Source organism: Stenotrophomonas nitritireducens, assembly GCF_050984405.1.
Lineage (GTDB): Bacteria > Pseudomonadota > Gammaproteobacteria > Xanthomonadales > Xanthomonadaceae > Stenotrophomonas > Stenotrophomonas nitritireducens_B.
Genome location: NZ_CP158790.1, coordinates 839,149 through 859,824, shown reverse-complemented (window position 1 = coordinate 859,824; position 20,676 = coordinate 839,149). Strand labels below are relative to the sequence as shown.

The following is a 20,676-nucleotide window of genomic DNA, read 5'->3' as shown; positions in this document are numbered from 1 at the left end:
GCAGGAAGGCAGGCCATGGCCCATACCGACCAGTCCATCGACACGCTGATCTCGATCAGCGGCACATTGGCGAGCATCAACCTGGCGCTGGTGGCGATCCTGGCCGCCAAGACCTCGATCGACCATGTCGAGGTGGCGGCGGACGATTTCTTCCTGTTCTCCTCGCTCGGCTTCCTGTTCGTCGTGGTGCTCGGCTACCTGGCGCAGAAGAACCAGGGCAGCGCCAACGCCAACCGCCTGGTCAGCATCTCCGAATGGATCTTCTCCGGCGCGCTGGCCGCCACCGTCATCGGTGCGGTACTGATGGTCTATTCGGCCGTTTGAACGGGCGGGCATGGCCGCCCCGGCCGCGTGCGCAGGCTGGGTTTTGGCGGGGCCGGCAGGTAAAGTCGGCCCCTGACAAGGACGCAGCAGAGAGCCCCATGCCCGCGGCAGCCCCCCGTGCCGGGATAACCGCTTTTCCCCGCGACCCGGCCGTTGCCCGCGCGACGCCGGTGGCGTCGCGTTGAACCACGCTTTGCCCATGCTCGACACCTTCCGCGAGGTCATCACGCCCGAAGGCGTGCCGCTGCAGTTGCCGGCGGCCGGGCCGGTGCCGCGGGCGCTGGCGTGGCTGATCGACCTGATGACGCGCTTCGGCGTGCTGGCGCTGATGAGCCCGCTGCTGATGGCGCTGGGCGGGCTGGGCCAGGGCCTGTACCTGGGGCTGATGTTCCTGATGTTCTGGGGTTACCCCATCGTGCTGGAGGTCTGGTTCGGCCAGACCTTGGGCAAGCGCGCGCTCGGCCTGCGGGTGGTGGCGCGCGACGGCGCGCCGCTGGGCTGGATGCCGGCGATCGTGCGCAACCTGCTGCGCACCGTGGACATGCTGCCGTTCGGTTATGCGCTGGGCCTGCTTGCCTGCCTGTGCGATGCGCACGGGCGCCGGCTGGGCGACCTGGTGGCCGGCAGCCTGGTGGTGCACGTGCCGGCGCCCGCGCCGGTGCCGCCGGCGCGCATCGACACCGTGCTGGCGCCGCCGCTGCCGCTGCAGCCGGCCGAGCAGATGGCGGTGATCGCCTTCGCCGACCGCGCCCCGGCGCTGTCCGGCCCGCGCCAGAGCGAGCTGGCCGATATCGCCAGCGGCCTGAGCCGGGCGCAGGGCCCAACCGGCGTGCTGCGCCTGTACGCGATGGCCAACTGGCTGCTGGGGCGGCGATGAGGCAGGAACAGTTCGTCACCCGCCACCAGCATGAATGGCGCCAGTTCGAGGACTGGCTGCAGCAGCGCGGCGGCAGCGCGCGCAAGGCGCGCGGTACGCCCGCGCCCGACCTGCCGGGCGACGAGACCATTCCCGAGCGCTACCGGCGCCTGTGCCAGCAGCTGGCGCTGGCGCGCCGCCGCGGCTACAGCCCGCAGCTGGTCGAGCGCCTGCAGCAGCTGATGCAGCGCGGCCACAACCTGCTGTACCGCGCGCCGCCGCCACGCTGGCAGCGTGCGGTGGAATTCCTGTTCGCCGGTTTCCCGCAGCTGGTGCGCCGCCAGGCCGCGGCGATGTGGGTGGCGTGCGCGCTGTTCGTGGCGCCGCTGGTGGGCGTGTTCGTGCTGCTGCAATACAGGCCGGAGCTGGTGCACCTGCTGCTGGACCCGCCGCAGATCGCGCAGATGGAAAAGATGTACGCGCCCACCGCCGACCACCTGGGCCGCGACAGCGGCACCGACTGGGCGATGTTCGGCCACTACATCATGAACAACATCAGCATCGGCCTGCGCACCTTCGCCAGCGGCCTGCTGGCCGGCGTCGGCACGGTGCTGGTGCTGCTGTTCAACGGCCTGACCATCGGCGCGGTGGCCGGGCACCTGCAGCAGGTGGGCTATGGCGATGCGTTCTGGCGCTTCGTGGTGGGGCATGCGCCGTTCGAATTGACCGCCATCGTGATTGCCGGCGGCGCCGGCCTGCAGCTGGGGCTGCGGCTGATCGCACCGGGCCGCAAGCGCCGCATCGATGCGCTGGTGGAAGGCGGGGTGATCGGCGCGCGGCTGTGCCTGGGCGTGGCCTTCATGCTGCTGGTGGCGGCCTTCATCGAGGCGTTCTGGTCATCCATCGCCTGGGTGCCCGCGTGGGGCAAGTTCACCGTCTCCGGCGTGCTGTGGACGCTGGTGTTCGCCTGGCTGTGGCGCGGCGGGCACGGGGGCGGCGATGCGCATTGACCAGCTCGACGTGGTGCTGCGCGCGCGTTCGCAGTGGGAGGCGATGGAGCTGGGCAGCGCGCTGGTGCGGCGCCACGCCGCGGCCATCTGGAAGCCGTGGCTGCTGCTGACCGCGCCGCTGTTCGTGCTGCTCAACCTGGCCGGCTGGTGGCTGGACGCGTTCTGGCTGCCGGCGCTGCTGATGTGGTGGTTGAAGCCGGCGTTCGAGCGCATTCCGCTGTACGTGATTTCGCGCGGCGCGTTCGGCGCGGTGCCCGGCACCGCGGATACGCTGCGCGCGCAGTGGCGCTGGGGCTGGCGCGGCCTGCTGGCCTACCTGGGCTGGCGCCGGCTGAGCCCGGCGCGCTCGCTGCTGATGCCGGTGGACCTGCTCGAAGGCGGCGACGCCGGGCAACGGCGCCTGCGGCGGCGCGTGCTGGGCGGCGCGGCCTACGGCCATGCGGCGCTGCTGACCCTGGTGTGCTGGCATTTCGAGGTGATGCTGCAGCTGGCCGGCATCGCCCTGGTCTTCATGTTCGTGCCGCTGGATGCGCTGCCCGAATCGCTGCGCGTGGCGGTATCGCTGATCGGCAGCGACACGCCGTCGTGGGTGTGGCTGGGTTTCAACCTGCTGGCCTGGGGCGCGATGACGCTGATCGGCCCGTTCTACAGCGGCGCTGGCTTCGGCCTGTACCTCAACCGCCGCACCCAGCTGGAAGCCTGGGACGTGGAGATCGCCTTCCGCCGCCTGCGCGAGCGGCTGTCGCGCGCGGCGCCGCTGCTACTCGTGGCGCTGCTGGCCTGCGCGCCGTTGTCACTGCCGGTCCATGCGCAGGAGGCCGGCGATGCGGCCGCCGCGACGCACGACAACCACAAGGGCAGCGCCGCCGCGCCAGCGGCCGCGGCCACGCCGGCAACGGTCTTCGGCCCCGCGCAGGTCGATACCGCCGGCTTCCGCCAGGCGGCCGCGCGTGCCTACGAAGACCCGCAGCTGGGCGCCAGACACATGGTCTGCCGCTGGGAGCGCAGGGCCGTGGAGGAGGAGAAGCAGAAGCCCGCACGCGATTGGGATTTCCCCGGCGGCGAGCTGCTCGGTGCGCTCGCCAAGCTGCTGGCCCTGCTCAGCGAAGGCTTCCTGTGGATCGTGGTCGGCGCGCTGTTGCTCGCGCTGGCGCTGACCGCCCGCTGGTGGCTGCCCTGGCTGCGCGGCAGCGGGCGCCGTCGTCGCCGCGAAGCCCAGTCGGACGTCACCCAGCACGAACTGCAGCTGCCCGACACCCTGCCGCCGGACATCCTCGCCAGCGCCCGCCGCCTGTGGCAGGACGGCCGGCCGCGGCATGCGCTGGCCCTGCTGTACCGCGCCAGCCTGGACGAACTGGCCCGGCGCGCCGACATCGTGCTGCCGCCGGGCAGCACCGAAGCGCAGTGCCTGCGCGCATCAAAGCGCATGCCGCAGGAAGCGGACCGGCGCCTGTTCGCGCGCATGGTGCGCACCTGGCAGTACGCCGCCTATGCCGGGCGCCTGCCATCGGACGATGAGTTCAACACCCTGCTCGACGACCTGCACCAGCAGTACGGGTGGCCGGCATGAGCCCGCGTTGGCGCAACGCGCTGATCGCCCTGGCCGTCCTGCTGCTGGCGGGCGTGGCGGTGATGTGGTTCCTGCGCACCTACCAGCGCGTCTGCGAGCAGGCCACGCTGCCGGCCTATGGCGAACCCAGCTTCAACCCGCTGTTCGCCCTGCGCGAAACCCTGCGCCGCGACGGCGTGGAGGCGGAGACGCGGCGCACGCTCGACCTGCCGGCCATGCGCCTGCAGGCCCGCGACACCGTGCTGCTGCTGGACGATCCGCGCCAGCTCGCGCCGGAGCAGGTCGAACAGCTGGCGGACTGGGTGGAATACGGCGGCCACCTGCTGCTGCGCATGCCCAGGGCCGACGAGGCGCTGGATGGCGAACGCACGCTGTTGGGCCGCTTCGGCATCACGCCCAGCGAAGCCGCACCGCGCTGCCAGCCGTGGCAGGTGCAGGGGCAGGAGGAGCACCAGGAATTCTGCGCCGGCCCCCGCTTCACCCTGGGCGAGAACGCACGCGCCGAGCGGCGCTGGGGCGATGCCGCCGACGACACGCTGGCCTACGCGCGGCTGCGCTACGGCAGCGGCCGGGTGGACGTGCTGGCCGACATGGATTTCCTGCGCAACGGCCAGGACGAAAGGGACACCGGCCTGCGCGACCAGCCGCACCGCGACCTGGCGCGGCTGGTGCTGGCCCCCAACTACGGCAAGGGCCGCATGCACCTGGTCTACGCGGCCGAAGCGCCGTCGCTGTGGCGCACCGTGCTGCAGCGCGGCTGGCCGATCTGGCTGCCGCTGCTGCTGGCGCTGCTGGCGTGGCTGTGGATGCGCGCGCAGCGCTTCGGTCCGCTGCTGCCCTCGCCGCGGCAGGAGCGCCGCTCGCTGCTCGAACACGTGCGCGCCAGCGGCGAGCACCTGCACCGCTACGGCAAATCGCCGCTGCTGTACGACGCGGTGCTCCAATCCTTCCTGGCGCGCCTGCGCCGCCGCGCGCCGCTGGCCGCGGCCCTCACCGGCGATGCCCAGCTGCAGGCCATCGCCGACCACCTGCGCTGGCCGCTCGAACGCGTGCGGCTGGCGATGCAGCTTCCTCCGTCACGCGACGACGCCGCGCTGCGCGAACGCATCGCCCTGCTCATCCAGATGAGAAACCAGCTATGACCGACCTGCCCGCTCCGCCCGCCCTTCCCGGCGATGCGCCCGCACCGGCGCCCGCGCCCGGCAACACCGAACTGATCGAACGCGTCGAACGCCTGCGCGAAGCGGTGGGCCAGGCCTTCATCGGCCAGGCCGACGTGCTGGACCAGATCCTGGTGGCGCTGCTGGCCGGCGGCCACGTACTGATCGAAGGCGTGCCCGGCCTGGGCAAGACCCTGCTGGTGCGCGCGCTGGCGCAGGCGCTGGAGCTGGATTACGCGCGCGTGCAGTTCACGCCCGACCTGATGCCCAGCGACGTCAGCGGCCACGCCGTGTACGACCCCAAGACCGAGAGCTTCAAGATCCGCCGCGGCCCAGTGTTCACCCACCTGCTGCTGGCCGACGAGATCAACCGCGCCCCGGCCAAGACCCAGTCGGCACTGCTGGAAGTGATGCAGGAAGGCCAGGTCACCATCGAAGGCCGCGCCTTCCCGCTTACCCCGCCCTTCCTCACCCTGGCCACGCAGAACCCGGTAGAGCAGGAAGGCACCTACCCGCTGCCGGAAGCGCAGCTGGACCGCTTCCTGCTCAAGGTGCTGATCGACTACCCGCAGCTGGAGGACGAGAAGCGCATGGTGGAGGCGATCACCGCCGGCCGCAGCGCCAGCGACTTCGACCTGTCGCAGGTGCCGCGGGTGATGAGCGGCGCCGACGTGGTGGCCATGCAGCAGGCGGTGGCGGCGATCACGGTGGACCCGCAGGTGATCGACTACGCGGTGCGCATCGTGGCGGCCACGCGCAAATGGCCGGGCATCGCGCTGGGCGCCGGCCCGCGCGGCAGCCTGGCGCTGGTGCGCGCGGCGCGCGCGCAGGCGGTGCTGGCCGGGCGCGATTTCGTCACGCCGGATGACGTGCGCGAGATCGCCAGGCCCGCATTGCGGCACCGCATCGCGCTGGCGCCGGAGCTGCAGATCGAAGGGCAGTCGGCGGACGATGCGTTGACCGCGCTGCTGGCGAAGGTGGAGGCGCCGCGCAAATGAGCCGTACGGGCAGCCACGCTGCTTCCACTCCCTCCCTTTCGCACGCAGTGCGAAGGGGAGGGTCGGGGAGGGGTGCCGTTGCCGTGATTTTGCTTTCCGCTTCTGCCTTTCGGGTCCCCTTCCGCAGCGACGGAGCCGACGGACAAGACCCCGCAGGGGCGACGTGCATGGATGCACGTCGTTTTTCGACACGACAGGGATGTCGTGTCGAAAAATCCCGGCGGCGGAGTGGACCCGGAGTGCCGCAGGCACGGAGGGCGCGGAGGCAGGGGCGTGCTTTCTTTGGGCCACGTTTCTTTGCACGAGCAAAGAAAGGTGGCTCGCTCCTGCGAAGCAGGGGCGAAAGCTCTGCTTTCAAGCTTCTGCTTTCGTTCTTTGCCTTCATGCCACGGCTTCTGCTCGGGCCGTCGCCTTTTTCCGTATGCAGAAAGAGCCTGAGCAACGGCAGGGGCAGGATCAAAGGCTTTCGCTCCCCTTCGGGGCGCGAGTTACTTCTCTTTGCTCGTGCAAAGAGAAGTAACCAAGAGAAAGCACGCCCCTGCCTGCGCGCCCGACGCGCTGCGCGCGCCGGGTCCACTCCGCCGCCGGGATTTTTCGACGAGACATCCCTGTCTCGTCGAAAAACGGCGTGCATCCATGCACGCCGCCCTTCGGGTTTTTCCCGCCGGCTCCGTCGCTGCGGAAGGGGACCCGAAAATCAAAAGCAGGCGGCAACAGCAAAGTCACAAGCAACCGCAACCGCAACCGCAACCGCAAAGGATCTTGTGCTTTCGCGCTCGTCCGCAGGCATCGCATCCGGCATGAGGGCCACCGCATGAGGCCCGCACCGCTGTTGATCGCACTGCTCGCCCTGTGGGGCCTGCTCGGCATCCCCGTTGCCCTGCGCCTGCTGCCCGTCGAAATCTGGACGGCAGCCGCCTGCGCGATCGCCCTGCCCACCCTGGTCGACGCGTTGTGGCTGTGGCGCCGGCCCACGCCCACGGTGCGGCGCGAGCTGCCCGAAACCCTGGCGCTGGGCGTGGAGCGCGAGACCTGGCTGCAGCTGGACAGCTTCGGCAGGCAGCGCGTGGACGTGTTCGACCTGGTGCCCGGCGGCTGGGCCACGCGCGGGTTGCCGCGCCGGCTGCGCCTGTCGCGCGCCAGCGAATCACGCTTCAGCTACCACTTCACCCCCGGCGCGCGCGGTGCCTTCGCCTTCGACGGCGTGCAGCTGCGCCTGCATTCGCCGCTGCGGCTGTGGCGGCAATCGCGCATCGCCGGGCCGGTGCAGAAGGTGCGGGTCTACCCGAACTTCGTGCCGCTCACGCGGCTGGCCCTGCTCAGCGCAGAAATGGCCTCGCGCCTGGTCGGCGCGCACCTGAAGCGGCGCCGCGGCGAGGGCACGGATTTCCACCAGATGCGCGAGTACCGCGTCGGCGACAGCCTGCGCCAGATCGACTGGAAGGCCACCTCGCGCGCGCGCAAGCTGATCTCGCGCGAGTACCAGGACGAGAAGAACCAGCAGCTGGTGATGATGATCGACACCGGCCGGCGCATGCTGGCCGACGAGGGCGGGCTGTCGCATTTCGACCACGTGCTCAACGCCTCGCTGGTGGTGTCCTACCTGGCGCTGCGCCAGGGCGACGGCGTGGGCCTGTTCGCCAGCGGCGGCGAGAGCCGCTGGGTGGCGCCGCAGCGTGGGCTGGGCGCGATCGACACGCTGCTACGCGCCAGCTTCGACCTGCAACCGCAGCCGGTGGCCACCGACTACCTCGCCGCCGCCACCGAACTGTCGCTGCGGCAATCGCGGCGCTGCCTGGTGATGCTGGTGACCAACGTGCGCGACGAGGACATCGAGGACCTGCTGGCCGCCGTGCGCCTGCTGCAGAAGCGCCACCTGGTGTGCGTGGCCAGCCTGCGCGAGCGCGAACTGGACGATGCCCTCGCCCGCGGCGCGGATACCCTGCCCGACGCGGTGCAGGCCGGCGCCATCGCCCGTTACCTGCAGCAGCGCGCCGCCGCGCATGAGGCGCTGCGCAGCCACCGGGTGATGGTGCTCGACGTCACCGCCGAGGAACTGCCGGCCGCGCTGGTGGAGCGCTACCTGGCGGTCAAGCGCGACGGGTTGCTGTAGCGCCTTGAAAGCCCCTCTCCCTGTGGGAGAGGGGTTGGGGTGAGGGTAAGGACGAAGTCCCGCGATGTCTGGCTGCACAAGGCTTCGCCCGCCCCTCATCCGCCCCTTCGGGGCACCTTCTCCCGGAGGGAGAAGGGTCTCAAAACCCTCAGACGTAGATCCGCGTACTCCCCTGCGGTGCATCGTCTACGATGGCGTGCGGCAGGAAGCGGGCGCTGTCGCGGGTGATGCGGCTGTCGTCCTCGCGCACGCCGATGCCGCAGGCGCGGTCGCCCACCACCCAGCTGCCGACCAGCGGGTAGTTGCCCTCGAACGCCGGCAACGGATGGAAGGCCTGTACGATGCACGGCCCGGCGTACGGGCCTTCGCTCTCCTGCCAGCGGCCGTCGCTCATGTGCATGGCGACGTTGGCGCCTTCGCGCGAATGCAGCGGCTTGCGCACCCAGCCGGCCGGCAGGGCGCTGCCATCGTCGAAGTGCGCTTCCAGCAGGTTGGGATGGCCGCGGTGGCGCTGCCACAGCAGCGGCAGGATGCCCTTGTTGCTCAGCACCGCCTTCCACGCCGGCTCCAGCAGGCGCACGCCGGAACCAGGCAGCGCCGCGCCGAATTCCTCGCGCATCAGGTCTTCCAGCGGATACAGCTTGAACAGGCTGCCGATCACCACGTCGTCCAGGTCGGTGAAGCGGCCGTCGGCCGACAGGCCGATGTCCTCGATGGCGATGGCCGCGCCGTGCAGGCCGGCCTGCGCCGCGCAGTCGCGCAGGTAGGCGACCGTGCCCTGGTCCTCCTCCGAATCGCGCACCGCGCTGAAATACAGCGGCGGCGGCAGCTGCGCCGCCAGTTCGGCGAAGCGCTCGACCAGGGTTTCGTGCAGGGAATTGAACTGGTCGGCCTGCTGCGGCAGCGCGCCGCGGTTGCGCTGGTCCTCCAGCCACTGCCACTGGAAGAACGACGCCTCGTACAGCGAGGTCGGCGTGTCGTAGTTCAGTTCGTACAGCTTGGCCGGGCCGTTGCCGCCGTAGGCGAAATCCAGCCGGCCGTACAGATGCGGGTCGCGGCGCCGCCAGCTGTCGGCGATCCAGTCGCGGAACGGCGCCGGGATCGCCAGCCGCTCCATCAGCGCCTCGCTGGCCACCACCTCGCCGACCAGGTCCAGCGCCATGGCGTGCAGCTCGGCGCTGGGGTCTTCCAGGTCGTTCTCGATCTGGCGCAGGGTGAAGGCGTAGTACGCGGTTTCGTCCCAGTACGGCGCGCCGTCGATGGTGTGGAAACGGAACCCCGCCTCGGCCGCGCGCGCGCGCCAGTTGGAGCGCTCGGCAATGGCAACCCGCCTCACCGCATCAACCGCCGACGGTGGTGCGGCCGCCGCTGCGCGAGCCGAAGCCGCCGCGGCTGGCGGTGACGGCGCGGTTCGGCTCGGTGGTCACCGGCGCCAAGCCGGCCTTGCCGGCGCCGATGCCGCTGGCGGTGTTCAGCCCGCCGCTGCCGGCCGGCTTGGCCCAGCCGTTGGCGTTGTCCTTGAACGCCGGCTGCGCGGCCGGCGGCGCGGCCACCGCGCCACGGCCGCTGTTGAGCATCTGCGACATGAAGAAGCCCATCATCATCGGGCCGACAAACGAGGTGCCGGCGCTGGTGTGCTGCTGCACGCACTGCTCGGCCGGGTACTCCTTGGCGCACTCTTCCCTGCTGGCGTACTTGGGCGCGGCGTCGGCGGCCTGCTGCTGCGCGGTGGCGAAGGCCGTACGGCAGGCGGACGGATCACCAGTGGCTTCGCTGCAGGCTTCCACCGAGGTGTACAGCCCTTCCTGCACCTGCACGGCCTGCTCCTTCTGGCAGGCGGTGAACAGCAGCGGCGCCGTGCTCATCAGCAGCAGCGCGGTGGTCCTGGATCGCTTCATCGTCGTAGCCCCATGAAAGTCGTCCCCGAATGATGCCCGATCCGGCCGCGCGGGCGGAAATCGGCGGCACCGCGAACCTGAACATCGTTTCAGGTAAAGGGCCGGGCGCATCCCCGAGCAATGCCCGGTTTCGCCGACCGCTGATTTCCCGCGCCTGCGCTTTCCAGCGGTCATTCCATCGCCACGATGGTTGCAACAGCAACCGGGTTCTTCATGCAGAATCAATGGCACTGCGTTCGCTGCCTTCCCCCATGCCTGAATACCGCTCGAAAACCTCCACCGCCGGCCGCAACATGGCCGGCGCCCGCGCCCTGTGGCGCGCCACAGGCATGACCGACGGCGATTTCCACAAGCCGATCATCGCCGTGGTCAATTCCTTCACCCAGTTCGTGCCCGGGCACGTGCACCTGAAGGACCTGGGCCAGCTCGTGGCGCGCGAGATCGAAGCGGCCGGCGGCGTGGCCAAGGAATTCGACACCATCGCCGTGGACGACGGCATCGCCATGGGCCACGACGGCATGCTGTACTCGCTGCCCAGCCGCGAGATCATCGCCGACTCGGTGGAGTACATGGCCAACGCGCACTGCGCCGACGCGCTGGTGTGCATTTCCAACTGCGACAAGATCACCCCCGGCATGCTGATGGCCGCGCTGCGGCTGAACATCCCGGTGGTGTTCGTCTCCGGCGGGCCGATGGAAGCCGGCAAAACCAAACTGGCCGAGCACAAGCTCGACCTGATCGACGCCATGGTCGCCGCCGGCAACGAAGCGGTGAGCGACGAGCAGGTGGCCGCCATCGAGCGCAGCGCCTGCCCCACCTGCGGCTCGTGCAGCGGCATGTTCACCGCCAACTCGATGAACTGCCTGACCGAGGCGCTGGGCCTGTCGCTGCCGGGCAACGGCACCGTGGTGGCCACGCACAGCGACCGCGAGGCGCTGTTCAAGCGCGCCGGGCGGCTGGTCGTGGAGCTGTGCCACCGCTGGTACGGCGGCGAGGACCCAAGCGCGCTGCCGCGCGGCATCGCCACGTTCGAGGCGTTCGAGAACGCGATGACCCTGGACATCGCCATGGGCGGCTCGACCAACACCATCCTGCACCTGCTCGCCGCCGCGCAGGAGGCGGAAGTGGCCTTCGACCTGCGCGACATCGACCGCCTGTCGCGGCGCGTGCCGCAGCTGTGCAAGGTCGCGCCGAACACGCAGAAGTACCACATCGAGGACGTGCACCGCGCCGGCGGCATCATGGCCATCCTCGGCGAGCTGGCGCGCGGCGGCCTGCTGCATACCGGCGTGCCGACCGTGCACAGCCGCACCCTGGGCGAGGCCATCGCGCGCTGGGACGTGACCCAGGTGCAGGACGAGGCGGTGCACCAGTTCTACAAGGCCGGCCCGGCGGGCATCCCCACCCAGGTGGCCTTCAGCCAGAGCACGCGCTGGCCGTCGCTGGACACCGACCGCGCCGAAGGCTGCATCCGCGACGTCGCCCACGCCTTCTCCAGCGAAGGTGGCCTGGCCGTGCTGTACGGCAACCTCGCCGCCGACGGCTGCGTGGTGAAGACCGCCGGCGTGGACGAATCCATCCACGTGTTCGAGGGCAGCGCCCGCGTCTACGAAAGCCAGGACGCGGCGGTGAAGGGCATCCTCGGCAACGAGGTGCGGGCCGGCGACGTGGTGGTGATCCGCTACGAAGGCCCCAAGGGCGGCCCCGGCATGCAGGAAATGCTCTACCCCACCAGCTACCTGAAATCCAAGGGCCTGGGCAAGGCCTGCGCCCTGCTCACCGACGGCCGCTTCTCCGGCGGCACCTCGGGCCTGAGCATCGGCCACTGCTCGCCCGAAGCCGCCGCCGGCGGCACCATCGGCCTGGTCCACGACGGCGACCGCATCCGCATCGACATTCCCCAGCGCGGCATCCACCTGCTGGTGGACGACGCCGAACTCGCCCGCCGCCGCGAGGAACAGGCCACGCGCGGCTGGAAACCCGCACAGCCGCGCCCGCGCAAGGTCAGCACCGCGCTGAAGGCCTACGCGCTGCTGGCGACCAGCGCGGACAAGGGCGCGGTGCGGGACAAGGCGCTGCTGGACGGTTGAGCGCCCCACAGGGGGCCGCCTCTTCCCGGCTCGCACGCTTCCTGTAGGTGCCGGGCTCGCCCGGCACACTCGCACGCGGAATTTCCCTTCGCGCGAAATCCACATCCTTGATCCATTGCCGCAGGCATTCCATCAAGCGCATGCCGGCCCCAGGCAACGGGCACGCCATCAACTCGGGCAGACCTTCGGGCATGCCCGCCACCACTCGCGCCACCTGCTGCTGCGGCAACACCACCGGCAGCAGGCGCCGCCTGGCACGTACCACGCCTCCATCCAGGACGGCTCAATCCATACATGCCCAGAGTGATCATTACCAACAGTGGCGGCTATAAGATGCAAGTCGCAGGAGTTCCTCGCGCAGTTCGCGTGGAGCGCTTGAAGTAGTTAACTGGCCCTGCGGCCTGACAATTCATCCAAGCCGACGCCGTTTCGCGGCGCGGTTTAGTTCAAGCATTAGGCCCCTAAAGCAATGAACGACCCGATCCTCACTTTCAAGGACCAATCCGCATGGGAGTCCTGGCTTGAGCTGACAGGAAGTGTGTCAACTGGCGCATGGCTTCGCATTGCCAAAAAAGGCGCCGGTATAAAAACCGTCTCCTATGCCGAAGCGTTGGAAATCGCCCTTTGCCACGGCTGGATTGATGGTCAAAAGAAGGCAGAGAACGAGCACTATTGGCTTCAACGATTCACGCCCAGGACAGCCAGAAGCATCTGGTCCCAGATCAACAAGGCAAAAGCTGAGGCTCTTGTCTCGACGGGACGAATGCGTCCTGCCGGAATGCGCGAAATTGATCGAGCCAAGAAAGATGGTCGCTGGGATGCCGCGTACTCATCGGCCAGCAATTCGGTCGTCCCGGATGACTTGCAACAGGCCCTCGATGCCAACAAGAAAGCCAAAGCCTTCTTTTCAACCCTCAACAGCCAGAACCGATACGCCATACTTTTCAGAATTCAGAGTGTCAAAAAGGCAGAAACGCGTGCCAAGAAGATCACTCAGTTCATCGAGATGCTTGCTCGCGGCGAAAAGCTCCACCCGTAGCCTCCGCTTCGGGTCAGGGGATCGTATATGCGGTGTTTGCGACACTTTTTCTCCATTTCCGGCCGACGTCGCTTCGCAGCGCGGCTTGATTCAGGTGTCAGGCATGAAAGCAGAACGACTGGCCATTACTGCGCTCATTGCGGTCGTTGTCGCGGCTTGCAAGGACAAGAGCACTCCGGCAATCAAACGCACCGCTCAGCTTGGTTCTCGCCAATGACGATCGAAAAGAAGACAACTCTCAAGCGCGCCAGGAACCCCATGCCCGCTTCCGTGGAGGCCGCATTGAACGAGCACGGGCTGATGGCGGCATACCGGGCGCGGCCACCGTATCAGCAGAACGACTATCTGGGCTGGATCTCCCGCGCCAAGCGTGAGGCAACCCGGCAGAAGCGGGTTGACCAGATGCTGGCCGAGCTCAGGGACGGAAGAAAGTACATGAACATGGCATGGTCCGGCGGCCGGTCATAGACCTGACACTTCATGCGTGGACTTCCACCAGGCAGCGCAGCACACCACACGGCCTGCTCGGCGAATCGCTCGACCACGTGGTGAAAGACAGGAGAGACATCCACCCGACCGTGAAGCACCGTCGTGGAGCACACGTGCTTCGATAGGTTGCCCCTCCATGCGGCAGGGCCATCCAATCAGGACACCGGCCGCCATCACCCCATCGACCCCGCAACCATGGAGGACCACCGTATGGCCATCCTGGGACTGCGGGCCGCCATCTTGCCGGTCTCATCGCCGGCAGCGTGGCCGCCGCCACATTGCCCTGCATCGCCAGGCGGGTAAGGAACGCTTCGACCTCCGGGACCGAGTTCCCTCGGATGGCGCCTGTCGTTGGCGAGAATGAAGCGTCGGACCCACCCCACCCGACGTAGGCCTGTTCGGTACGGATGCTGTAATGGCGCAGTCGGGTCCGCTCACGGACATGATCAAGCAAACGCGGTGGCCCTGGCTCCAATACGCCGGTAGATTGAGGGGTGCAATCCATATGGTGATGCTCCTGCGGCATAACGCCGCCATCCTGCCGCCTGCGCCTCACCGACTCCATAGTCCAACTCACTGATACGAAGTAGGATTCATCCGATTCACAAGGCAGCGGGAAGCCGCCATACTCGGGACAACGCCGCAGATAGGCGGCGAATAAGCGTTAGGCGCCAATAGACATGCCCGCGAGCTTGCTAACAGATATCCTGTTCCGTGGTGCCTTTGAGATTGTGTTCTATGGTCTCGGCTATCTCATTGGTTGGGCGGTCGTCCCAATATTCTCCCTTGGCTACTACAGTGTTGAACCTTGGGACCTCAGCAGCCGCAAGAAATCCAAGAGCCGCTCGAGACAACTGTTACCAAGGCAAATCTCGGCAGACGCGGCATGCGGTGTTGGGCTTGTCACTTTGGTTGTAGCATCAGCAATCGCATATCTCTTGTGGCGTGCGGCAGGCGCCTAACAATTCATTCAAGCCGAAGCCGCTTCGCGGCTCGGCTTAATTCTGGCGTTAGAGGGCTATGTTGGGAGACTGCCGTCTGATCCTGCTTTCAGTCGCCTTGGCTTGTACGGCTTGTGTTTCGCATCCCAAGGTTGACCTGACGCAATGCGCAGCGCAAGGCGGTACAGTTCGTGGCGTCGGTATGTTCGCTACACCGGCCTGTGTTCTTCCCTATACAGATGGCGGCAGGGAGTGCAAAGACGGGGCGGAGTGCCAAGGTATGTGCAAGGCCGCACCGGATGTCGCCATTGGAGCCAAGGCCGTCGGCACATGCCAAACGGACACGCATGACATCTACGGTTGCTACAACGAGGTCAAAGCAGGGGTAGTTGTGGCTGGTATTTGCTTCGACTAGGCGTGGCGCCCCCTAACCATTCATTCGAGCCGACGTTGCTTCGCAACGCGGCTTAATTCAAGCGTTAGACAGCAGATTAAACAATGCCGTACTTCAAGGTCATCCATTCTGGTCGCGGCATTGACCTGCCGTTCGAGGGGCGATTCGGCGGTCGGGTTCTTCACCACCAAGCTGGTTCGTGCCACTGACCTGTCAAGCGCAGAATCTTTGGCAAAAGCGATCATCTTGTCTGAGTGGAGCTCCGGCGGCACTTACGCTCAAGCGAATCGCGGCCCGTTACCCACTCTATCCGTGGAGCGCTTATTCCCTGTGGGCTGGCTAGCCGGCACCCTTGGGCGCAAGCCATCTGGCTATACCTTTTACCTCCATGAGGAATAGACTGCTGCCTAACAGTTCGTTCAAGCCGACGTTGCTCCGCAACGCGGCTTAACTCAAGCGTTAGGCTGCTATGTCACATTTGTTCGCCGCCGAGATTCACCTGCTGCCCACAGACACTGGTGGACGCATTGGCCCACTGGTGCATGGCGAATGGCGTACGGTACTGTGCATCAACAACGAGCACTGGTCCGCCCGCCTATTCTTCTCGGGCAACCCATTGCCTGGACAGACTTTCCCGGCTACGGTGCAACTGCTCATGCCAGAGGCAGCTCGATACTTTCCAGCTGGCACTGAGTTCACGGTCTGGGAGGGTGGCACAAAAGCTACAGGTCGCGTGCTGTCGGCGCAGCCCAACAATTCATTCAAGCCGACGCCGCTTCGCGGCGCGGCTTTACTCAGGTGTTAGCTTGCTCAGATGGATAGCCGGCTGTTCTATACAGTTTTCCTCCACGCACTGAAATCCGTCGCTTGGGACAAGCACGGCGAGAATGAGTACGTGCTTGTCGGTGACGGCACCGCTATATACCAGGACAGGCTGCAGTCCTTGGTATCACAGACCTTCAGAGATTCCGTCCTGTTCTATCCGGAGAGCCGCAGCGATACTCTAGAGATTGCCCTACCTGCTGCAGCCGCTTTTATTGCTGAGCGACTTCCGCCAAAAGGCACTTTAACTTTGTCTGACACAACAGCTTCTACTTTCCTACAAGTGCACGACGTGGGCGTCGCGCGCACCGGGCGGACGCAGGCTAGCAATTCATTCAAGCCGACGCCGCTTCGCGACGCGACTTAGTTCAAGCATTAGGCCTGCTGTCCAGATAATCGGCACGTGTAAAGAAGAGGAAGAATAAGATGGAGCCAGTTTGGGATGCTGATGACCCGGTGGATCCCAACGGATCCTTGAATAGCAGAGGCCTTGCTTGCTTTGTAGTCGATGCACTGCTCCGTGCGGGGATTGTCACTCAAGAAAGTGCTGAGTCTGCTATTGAGGTGGCAACGGAAGAGATCGCCGTGAGATATTTCAGCGGCGAGCTTCGCTACACATGAGCAGCATGCCTAACAATTCATTCGAGCCGACGCCGCTTCGCGGCGCGGCTTAATTTCAGGCATTAGGCATCATGATCGCAACTCATCGCGAGATTGTTGATTACTGGGCAAGGCACGAGGACGAGTGCGGCCTATCGGTTGACTGGGCGGAGGCTGAGAAACTTTGTTGGCGTTGTGCACACAAACGCTTACTTCAGCGCTGCCATATCATTCCCAGATCTCTTGGAGGTGACGGGAGCCCGAGCAATCTTGTTTTGCTTTGCGCGCAATGTCATGCAGAGGCGCCCAACGTTGCAGATCCTGCGTTCATGTGGACTTGGTTGCGCGCCCATGCTGTTCCCTTCTACGGCACGTACTGGCAGCAGCGTGGCGTCTGGGAGTACGAACTAATCTTTGGCGAAAAGCCGTTTGTTGGCCTCTCCCATTCAGACGAGCTAATGGAACGCGTTACCGCTAGGCTCAGCGAGCTCTTTGCACGTACCAGCACTCACTGGGGTCAAGGCAAAATTAATCCTTCCACATGAGCTTGGGTTATGCGCCAGGTTGATCAGATCGCCCGGGCATGATGCCTAACAGTTCATTCAAGCCGACGCCGCTTCGCGGCGCGGCTTAATTCAGGCGTTAGGCCACAGAGGACACATGACAGCGACTGACCCGATGATGATTGGCTGTGGAGAACACGGCGAGCTGATCTCCGCTGTTGTTTGTAAGCACATGCTTCAGGGGCAGCCCGCTCTGGCCGGCTTTGTCGAGAACAGCAGCGACCCGAATGACCTTCAAGCATGGTGCTACCTGTGCGAGGACAAGTTCCAGCAGGAAGGAGGTATGACGGATGCCTTCAGAGAGTTCAATGGCATGGCTATTGTCTGTGTAGTCTGCTACAGCGAGGCCAAGGCCCGTCATACAGTTCCAGCAGGTCATTAGATCATGCCTTTCGAGATCGTCTTCATCACTGAAGGTCGAGATGACAGTCCAGCCGCTGAAGTCCAGTTCAACGGTCAGCGCCTCTGCATTGTTCGTCTCTTGGCTTCGGATGCACCTCAGATTGAGTTCCTGACAGACCTGTATGTGGGCCGGGACGTAAAAATGGTGTTTCCCTACTCACAGTTTCAAGAGCAGATTCAGTTGGCCACAAGCGAGTTGACCTCATGGCAAAGAGAGATTGCCAGTGGTCGCGCTGAGGCCTAACAGTTCATTCAAGCCGAAGCCGCTTCGCGGATCGGCCTGATCCGGTCGTCGGAGCGCATGGGAAATCATGAAATCCAGATATGCCATCGCGCTTTACTTGGTTCTCCTGCCCACCCTGCCCTGTGCAGGCAATCCGGTTCAAGCCGTTCCGGAACAGTTCCTGGGCAGCTGGGGTACCAGCCTGGCGGACTGCGGGGGCAAGTCGGATGAGGCTTCCCTGCACATCGAGGCAGATCGTATTTCGTACCACGGGGGTTCCGGCCCGTTGCGGGCCGTTGTCGTACGTGGGAAGAAGGAGGTGGCCTGGGTCGCCGAGCTCACGGGTGAAGGGCAGACCTGGCTCGATGCATCAGCCTTCGCGCTTTCTGCGGACGGCGACCAGCTTACCCAGAGATCCGGAATGGACGGGGAGCCCTTTATCCGGGTGCGGTGCAGCTCCATACTCGGCTGACGGCCATGTGGCCCCCGGAGGTTTCGCTTGCGCGCCGGGACGCTGCGATTGGCCTACGGGAAGCCGGGTTCCGGCCGCCACGACATGCGACGGGAAATCTGCGGATGCATGTGCAGGGATCAGGGGCAGGCTCCTACCAGGCCCTGACGACTCACCCCGGGCCAAGGCAGCTTCGCGGCACGGCTTCAACTCCGGCATCAAACGTCAATCGAGGACGCCATGAACATCTGGATTACGCTGCTGGCAGCCGTTTCGAGTTTTGTTGTTGGCGGGCTCTGGTACTCGCCCATGCTGTTCGGCAAGGCGTGGATCGCAGAGAACGGTGGCCCGCCGACGACAGGGCACCCGGCGAAGGTGTTTGGCGTGAGCTTTGCCTTCTCGCTTCTGGCGGCTGCCTGCTTCGCGGTTCTCGTTGGGCCCTCTCCCACGCTGGAGTCCTCGCTCAGGCTTGGCGCTCTGGTGGGCGCCGGCCTGGTTGCGGCCAGCTTTGGCATCAACTATCAGTTCGCGCAGAGAACCTTCAGGCTCTGGCTCATCGACGGCGGATACCACGTCGCGCAGTTCCTGCTGTTTGGCGTGGTGTTCGGCCTGTTGGGTTGATGCCAGTCAAGTCATCCAGGCCGGTGCCGGCTGGCGGCTCCACCTGGTCCAGGCGCCGGACCGCACCGGGCGCCGCCTCTGCCCCATCCTTTCGGGTCACCGATGCTTCATCACATCTCACTGGGTGCGTGCGATATCGAACGCGCGGCAACCTTCTACGACGCGGCTCTTCGACCGCTGGGTTATGTCCGGGTCTGGACGGACCTGCGGCCTGGCGAGCAGGAGCAGGCCGTCGGCTACGGGCCGCCAGGCGCGGGCGACAGGCTCGCGATCAAGCAGGTGTCGTCTCCGCTACCCTGGATCCCGGGGTTCCATGTAGCGTTCTCCGCGCCAGGCAGGGCATCGGTCGATGCCTTTCATGCCGCGGCACTGGCCGCTGGCGGGGTGGACAACGGACGGCCGGGCTTACGGCCGGACTACGGCGAACACTACTATGCGGCTTTCGTCATGGACCCGGAAGGCCACCGGCTGGAGGCTGTGTGCAGGACGTCCGAGTAGTGGGCGCGCGCAGTTCAGCAGCCCATCCAACAGGTGGAAACCGCATGACCGGGTGGCCGTACTGGATTCAGGGTGGCGGACTTCTCACCACACTCATGGTGCTCTCCGCGCCCTTGTACGCAATGACGCCATGTCCGAGCGAGTACGGGCCGAAAAGTCCGTTGATCAACCTCCTTGGCTGGTTGGTTGTGGCGCTGGGGGTCGTGGCCGGTGGATTGTTCGCCGCCTGCCTGCTGCGCCGCTCCCGCCGGATGCAGCTGTTTCCACGCCTTGCGGTGGCGCTTCTCGGCCTCGTTGGCATGGCCATCCTCTGGGCCGGCGGCCTGGCCCTGGCGACGGCGTTCTTCTTCCTTCGCTGCTAGACGGTTCGTTCGGGCCGGCGCCGCTCCGTGGCTGTGATCCAGGCGCCAGGCCGGAGAGAAAGCCTGCCTGCAGACCGTCGGTAGTACGATGCCGGCAGCAGCGTCTTCATTCGTTTCCGCAGTCGTCCGGACTTCTGGATCGACGCAGGGTCCCGACCGACGCGCCGGCCGCCGTTGTCCCAACCGCCCCGCACCCCTGGAGGACCACCGCATGCCCATCCTGAGACTGCTGCTCGCCATCGTTGCCGGGCTCATCGCCGGCAGCGCGGTCAACATGGCCCTGGTGATGGCGGGCGGGCATATCGTCGCGCCTCCGGCCGGGGCGGACATGACCACGGCCGAAGGCATACGCGCCGCCCTGCCCCAGCTCGCGCCGCGCCACTTCCTGTTTCCGTTCCTTGCGCATGCGCTCGGGACGCTGGCCGGCGCCTTCGTCGCAGCGAAGCTCGCCAGCCGCTACAAGCCGGTGGGCGCGCTGGTGGTAGGCGTGTTCTTCCTGGCCGGCGGCATTCTCGCGGCACGGATGATCCCGGCGCCGGCCTGGTTCGTCGCCACGGACCTGGCCTGCGCCTATCTGCCGTTCGCATGGCTCGGCTACCTGCTGGCGCGGCCGCGGCGCTGAACGCGGCCGGCCCCGGGCCGGCCTTCGCGGCACCTGCCGGTGCGGCTTGCTAGTCTTGCGGCTCCCGCCGCCGCGCCGGCGACGCAACCGATGCCAGCTGCACGGAGCGACCATGGCCATTCAGAGCAACGCGGACAAAGCCACCGGTTTCCTGGCCATGTGCACGGCCGGCCAGGTCAGGCAGGCCTACGATACCTACGTTGCGGACGATTTCCGCCACCACAACGCGTACTTCCCCGAGGACCGGGAATCGCTGCTGCGGGGAATGGAGGAAAGCGCGAGGGTCGAGCCCGACAAGTCGTTCACCGCCAGGCAGGTCATCGAATCCGGCGACCGGGTGGCGGTGCTTTCCCATGTGCGCCGCGGCAACGCGGGCGTCGACATCGTCGTCGTCCACATCCTGCGCTTCGAGAACGACAGGATCGTGGAGATGTGGGACATCGGCCAGCAGATTCCCGCGGATTCGCCGAACAGGCTCGGCATGTTCCAGCCGCCAACGCCATGGCCGCGCGGCTGCATCGAACGCGCCCGTGGGCACGGCTCTCGATGCATGATGCGTGAGCCCCGCTCCGCCGAGGCACTGGAGTTGGCAGCGGCAGTTCCAACGTTTTCGTCATCAACCACAGGAGA

Annotated in this window: 20 protein-coding genes and 2 pseudogenes; 19 read left to right on the top strand and 3 right to left on the bottom strand. The window is 66.4% G+C overall.

All coding sequences use genetic code 11. The annotated features are described in order from the left end of the window. Positions 1-15 precede the first annotated feature (15 nt). From ABTV91_RS03610 to ABTV91_RS03580, 7 genes are all read left to right on the top strand, one after another. Entirely contained in the window at positions 16-324 is a 309-nt protein-coding gene (locus ABTV91_RS03610; protein WP_433853267.1) for a hypothetical protein, read from the top strand. Between the two features lie 199 nt (positions 325-523). Beyond that, on the top strand, positions 524-1,201 hold the full coding sequence (locus ABTV91_RS03605; RefSeq protein WP_433853266.1) for an RDD family protein: 678 nt from the start codon (positions 524-526) through the stop codon (positions 1,199-1,201). Next, complete coding sequence (locus tag ABTV91_RS03600; RefSeq protein ID WP_433853265.1) at positions 1,198-2,190, top strand: stage II sporulation protein M; 993 nt, start codon at positions 1,198-1,200, stop codon at positions 2,188-2,190. The genes ABTV91_RS03605 and ABTV91_RS03600 overlap by 4 nt, the downstream gene beginning before the upstream one ends. Then, positions 2,180-3,760 (top strand): DUF4129 domain-containing protein, encoded by a 1,581-nt coding sequence (locus ABTV91_RS03595; protein ID WP_433853264.1) that lies wholly within the window; start codon positions 2,180-2,182, stop codon positions 3,758-3,760. The genes ABTV91_RS03600 and ABTV91_RS03595 overlap by 11 nt, the downstream gene beginning before the upstream one ends. Further along, a complete protein-coding gene (locus ABTV91_RS03590; protein ID WP_433853263.1) occupies positions 3,757-4,902 on the top strand; it encodes a DUF4350 domain-containing protein in 1,146 nt (381 codons plus the stop codon). Before ABTV91_RS03595 ends, ABTV91_RS03590 begins: the two co-directional genes overlap by 4 nt. Continuing rightward, on the top strand, positions 4,899-5,918 hold the full coding sequence (locus ABTV91_RS03585) for an AAA family ATPase (protein ID WP_433853262.1): 1,020 nt from the start codon (positions 4,899-4,901) through the stop codon (positions 5,916-5,918). The genes ABTV91_RS03590 and ABTV91_RS03585 overlap by 4 nt, the downstream gene beginning before the upstream one ends. An 814-nt stretch (positions 5,919-6,732) precedes the next feature. After that, a complete protein-coding gene (locus ABTV91_RS03580; protein ID WP_433853261.1) occupies positions 6,733-8,031 on the top strand; it encodes a DUF58 domain-containing protein in 1,299 nt (432 codons plus the stop codon). 148 nt (positions 8,032-8,179) lie between these two features. Here the strand turns inward: ABTV91_RS03580 and ABTV91_RS03575 are convergent, their stop codons facing one another. Together ABTV91_RS03575 and ABTV91_RS03570 are read right to left on the bottom strand one after the other, a co-directional pair. Continuing rightward, complete coding sequence (locus ABTV91_RS03575) at positions 8,180-9,367, bottom strand: glutathionylspermidine synthase family protein (protein WP_433853260.1); 1,188 nt, start codon at positions 9,365-9,367, stop codon at positions 8,180-8,182. Between the two features lie 4 nt (positions 9,368-9,371). Beyond that, positions 9,372-9,929: a DUF1190 domain-containing protein gene (locus ABTV91_RS03570; protein ID WP_433853259.1), complete on the bottom strand. Its 558-nt coding sequence runs from the start codon at positions 9,927-9,929 to the stop codon at positions 9,372-9,374. A gap of 251 nt (positions 9,930-10,180) precedes the next feature. On the opposite strand from ABTV91_RS03570, the gene ilvD reads away from it, so the two are divergent. The 3 genes from ilvD to ABTV91_RS03555 all read left to right on the top strand — a co-directional run bounded on the left by ilvD (position 10,181) and on the right by ABTV91_RS03555 (position 13,526). Continuing rightward, positions 10,181-12,019 carry a dihydroxy-acid dehydratase gene (gene ilvD, locus ABTV91_RS03565; protein ID WP_433853258.1) on the top strand — a complete coding sequence of 613 codons (1,839 nt, stop codon included), beginning with the start codon at positions 10,181-10,183 and terminating at the stop codon, positions 12,017-12,019. A gap of 469 nt (positions 12,020-12,488) precedes the next feature. Further along, the gene (locus ABTV91_RS03560; RefSeq protein WP_433853257.1) at positions 12,489-13,058 is read left to right on the top strand and encodes a YdeI/OmpD-associated family protein; all 570 of its coding nucleotides are present in this window, start codon (positions 12,489-12,491) and stop codon (positions 13,056-13,058) included. Positions 13,059-13,271: 213 nt separating this feature from the next. After that, entirely contained in the window at positions 13,272-13,526 is a 255-nt protein-coding gene (locus tag ABTV91_RS03555) for a YdeI/OmpD-associated family protein (RefSeq protein ID WP_433853256.1), read from the top strand. A gap of 283 nt (positions 13,527-13,809) precedes the next feature. Here the strand turns inward: ABTV91_RS03555 and ABTV91_RS03550 are convergent. After that, positions 13,810-14,052 (bottom strand): annotated as a pseudogene (locus tag ABTV91_RS03550) (site-specific integrase); the annotation flags it as partial. A 2,344-nt stretch (positions 14,053-16,396) separates the two neighbouring features. On the opposite strand from ABTV91_RS03550, the gene ABTV91_RS03545 reads away from it, so the two are divergent. From ABTV91_RS03545 to ABTV91_RS03505, 9 genes and pseudogenes are all read left to right on the top strand, one after another. Next, on the top strand, positions 16,397-16,849 hold the full coding sequence (locus ABTV91_RS03545; protein ID WP_433853255.1) for an HNH endonuclease: 453 nt from the start codon (positions 16,397-16,399) through the stop codon (positions 16,847-16,849). Positions 16,850-16,964: 115 nt separating this feature from the next. Then, complete coding sequence (locus ABTV91_RS03540; protein WP_433853254.1) at positions 16,965-17,249, top strand: hypothetical protein; 285 nt, start codon at positions 16,965-16,967, stop codon at positions 17,247-17,249. 3 nt (positions 17,250-17,252) lie between these two features. Next, a complete protein-coding gene (locus tag ABTV91_RS03535; protein WP_433853253.1) occupies positions 17,253-17,513 on the top strand; it encodes a hypothetical protein in 261 nt (86 codons plus the stop codon). A 67-nt stretch (positions 17,514-17,580) separates the two neighbouring features. Beyond that, positions 17,581-17,964, top strand: coding sequence for a hypothetical protein (locus tag ABTV91_RS03530; RefSeq protein ID WP_433853252.1), 384 nt, complete (start codon positions 17,581-17,583; stop codon positions 17,962-17,964). Between the two features lie 219 nt (positions 17,965-18,183). Further along, complete coding sequence (locus tag ABTV91_RS03525; RefSeq protein ID WP_433853251.1) at positions 18,184-18,564, top strand: DUF1761 domain-containing protein; 381 nt, start codon at positions 18,184-18,186, stop codon at positions 18,562-18,564. 102 nt (positions 18,565-18,666) lie between these two features. Next, positions 18,667-19,062 carry a VOC family protein gene (locus ABTV91_RS03520; RefSeq protein ID WP_433853250.1) on the top strand — a complete coding sequence of 132 codons (396 nt, stop codon included), beginning with the start codon at positions 18,667-18,669 and terminating at the stop codon, positions 19,060-19,062. A 44-nt stretch (positions 19,063-19,106) separates the two neighbouring features. Further along, positions 19,107-19,424: a hypothetical protein gene (locus tag ABTV91_RS03515; protein WP_433853249.1), complete on the top strand. Its 318-nt coding sequence runs from the start codon at positions 19,107-19,109 to the stop codon at positions 19,422-19,424. Between the two features lie 211 nt (positions 19,425-19,635). Continuing rightward, positions 19,636-20,046, top strand: coding sequence for a hypothetical protein (locus tag ABTV91_RS03510; RefSeq protein WP_433853248.1), 411 nt, complete (start codon positions 19,636-19,638; stop codon positions 20,044-20,046). Between the two features lie 112 nt (positions 20,047-20,158). Continuing rightward, positions 20,159-20,440: pseudogene (locus ABTV91_RS03505) on the top strand (nuclear transport factor 2 family protein); the annotation flags it as partial. Between the last annotated feature and the right edge of the window lie 236 nt (positions 20,441-20,676).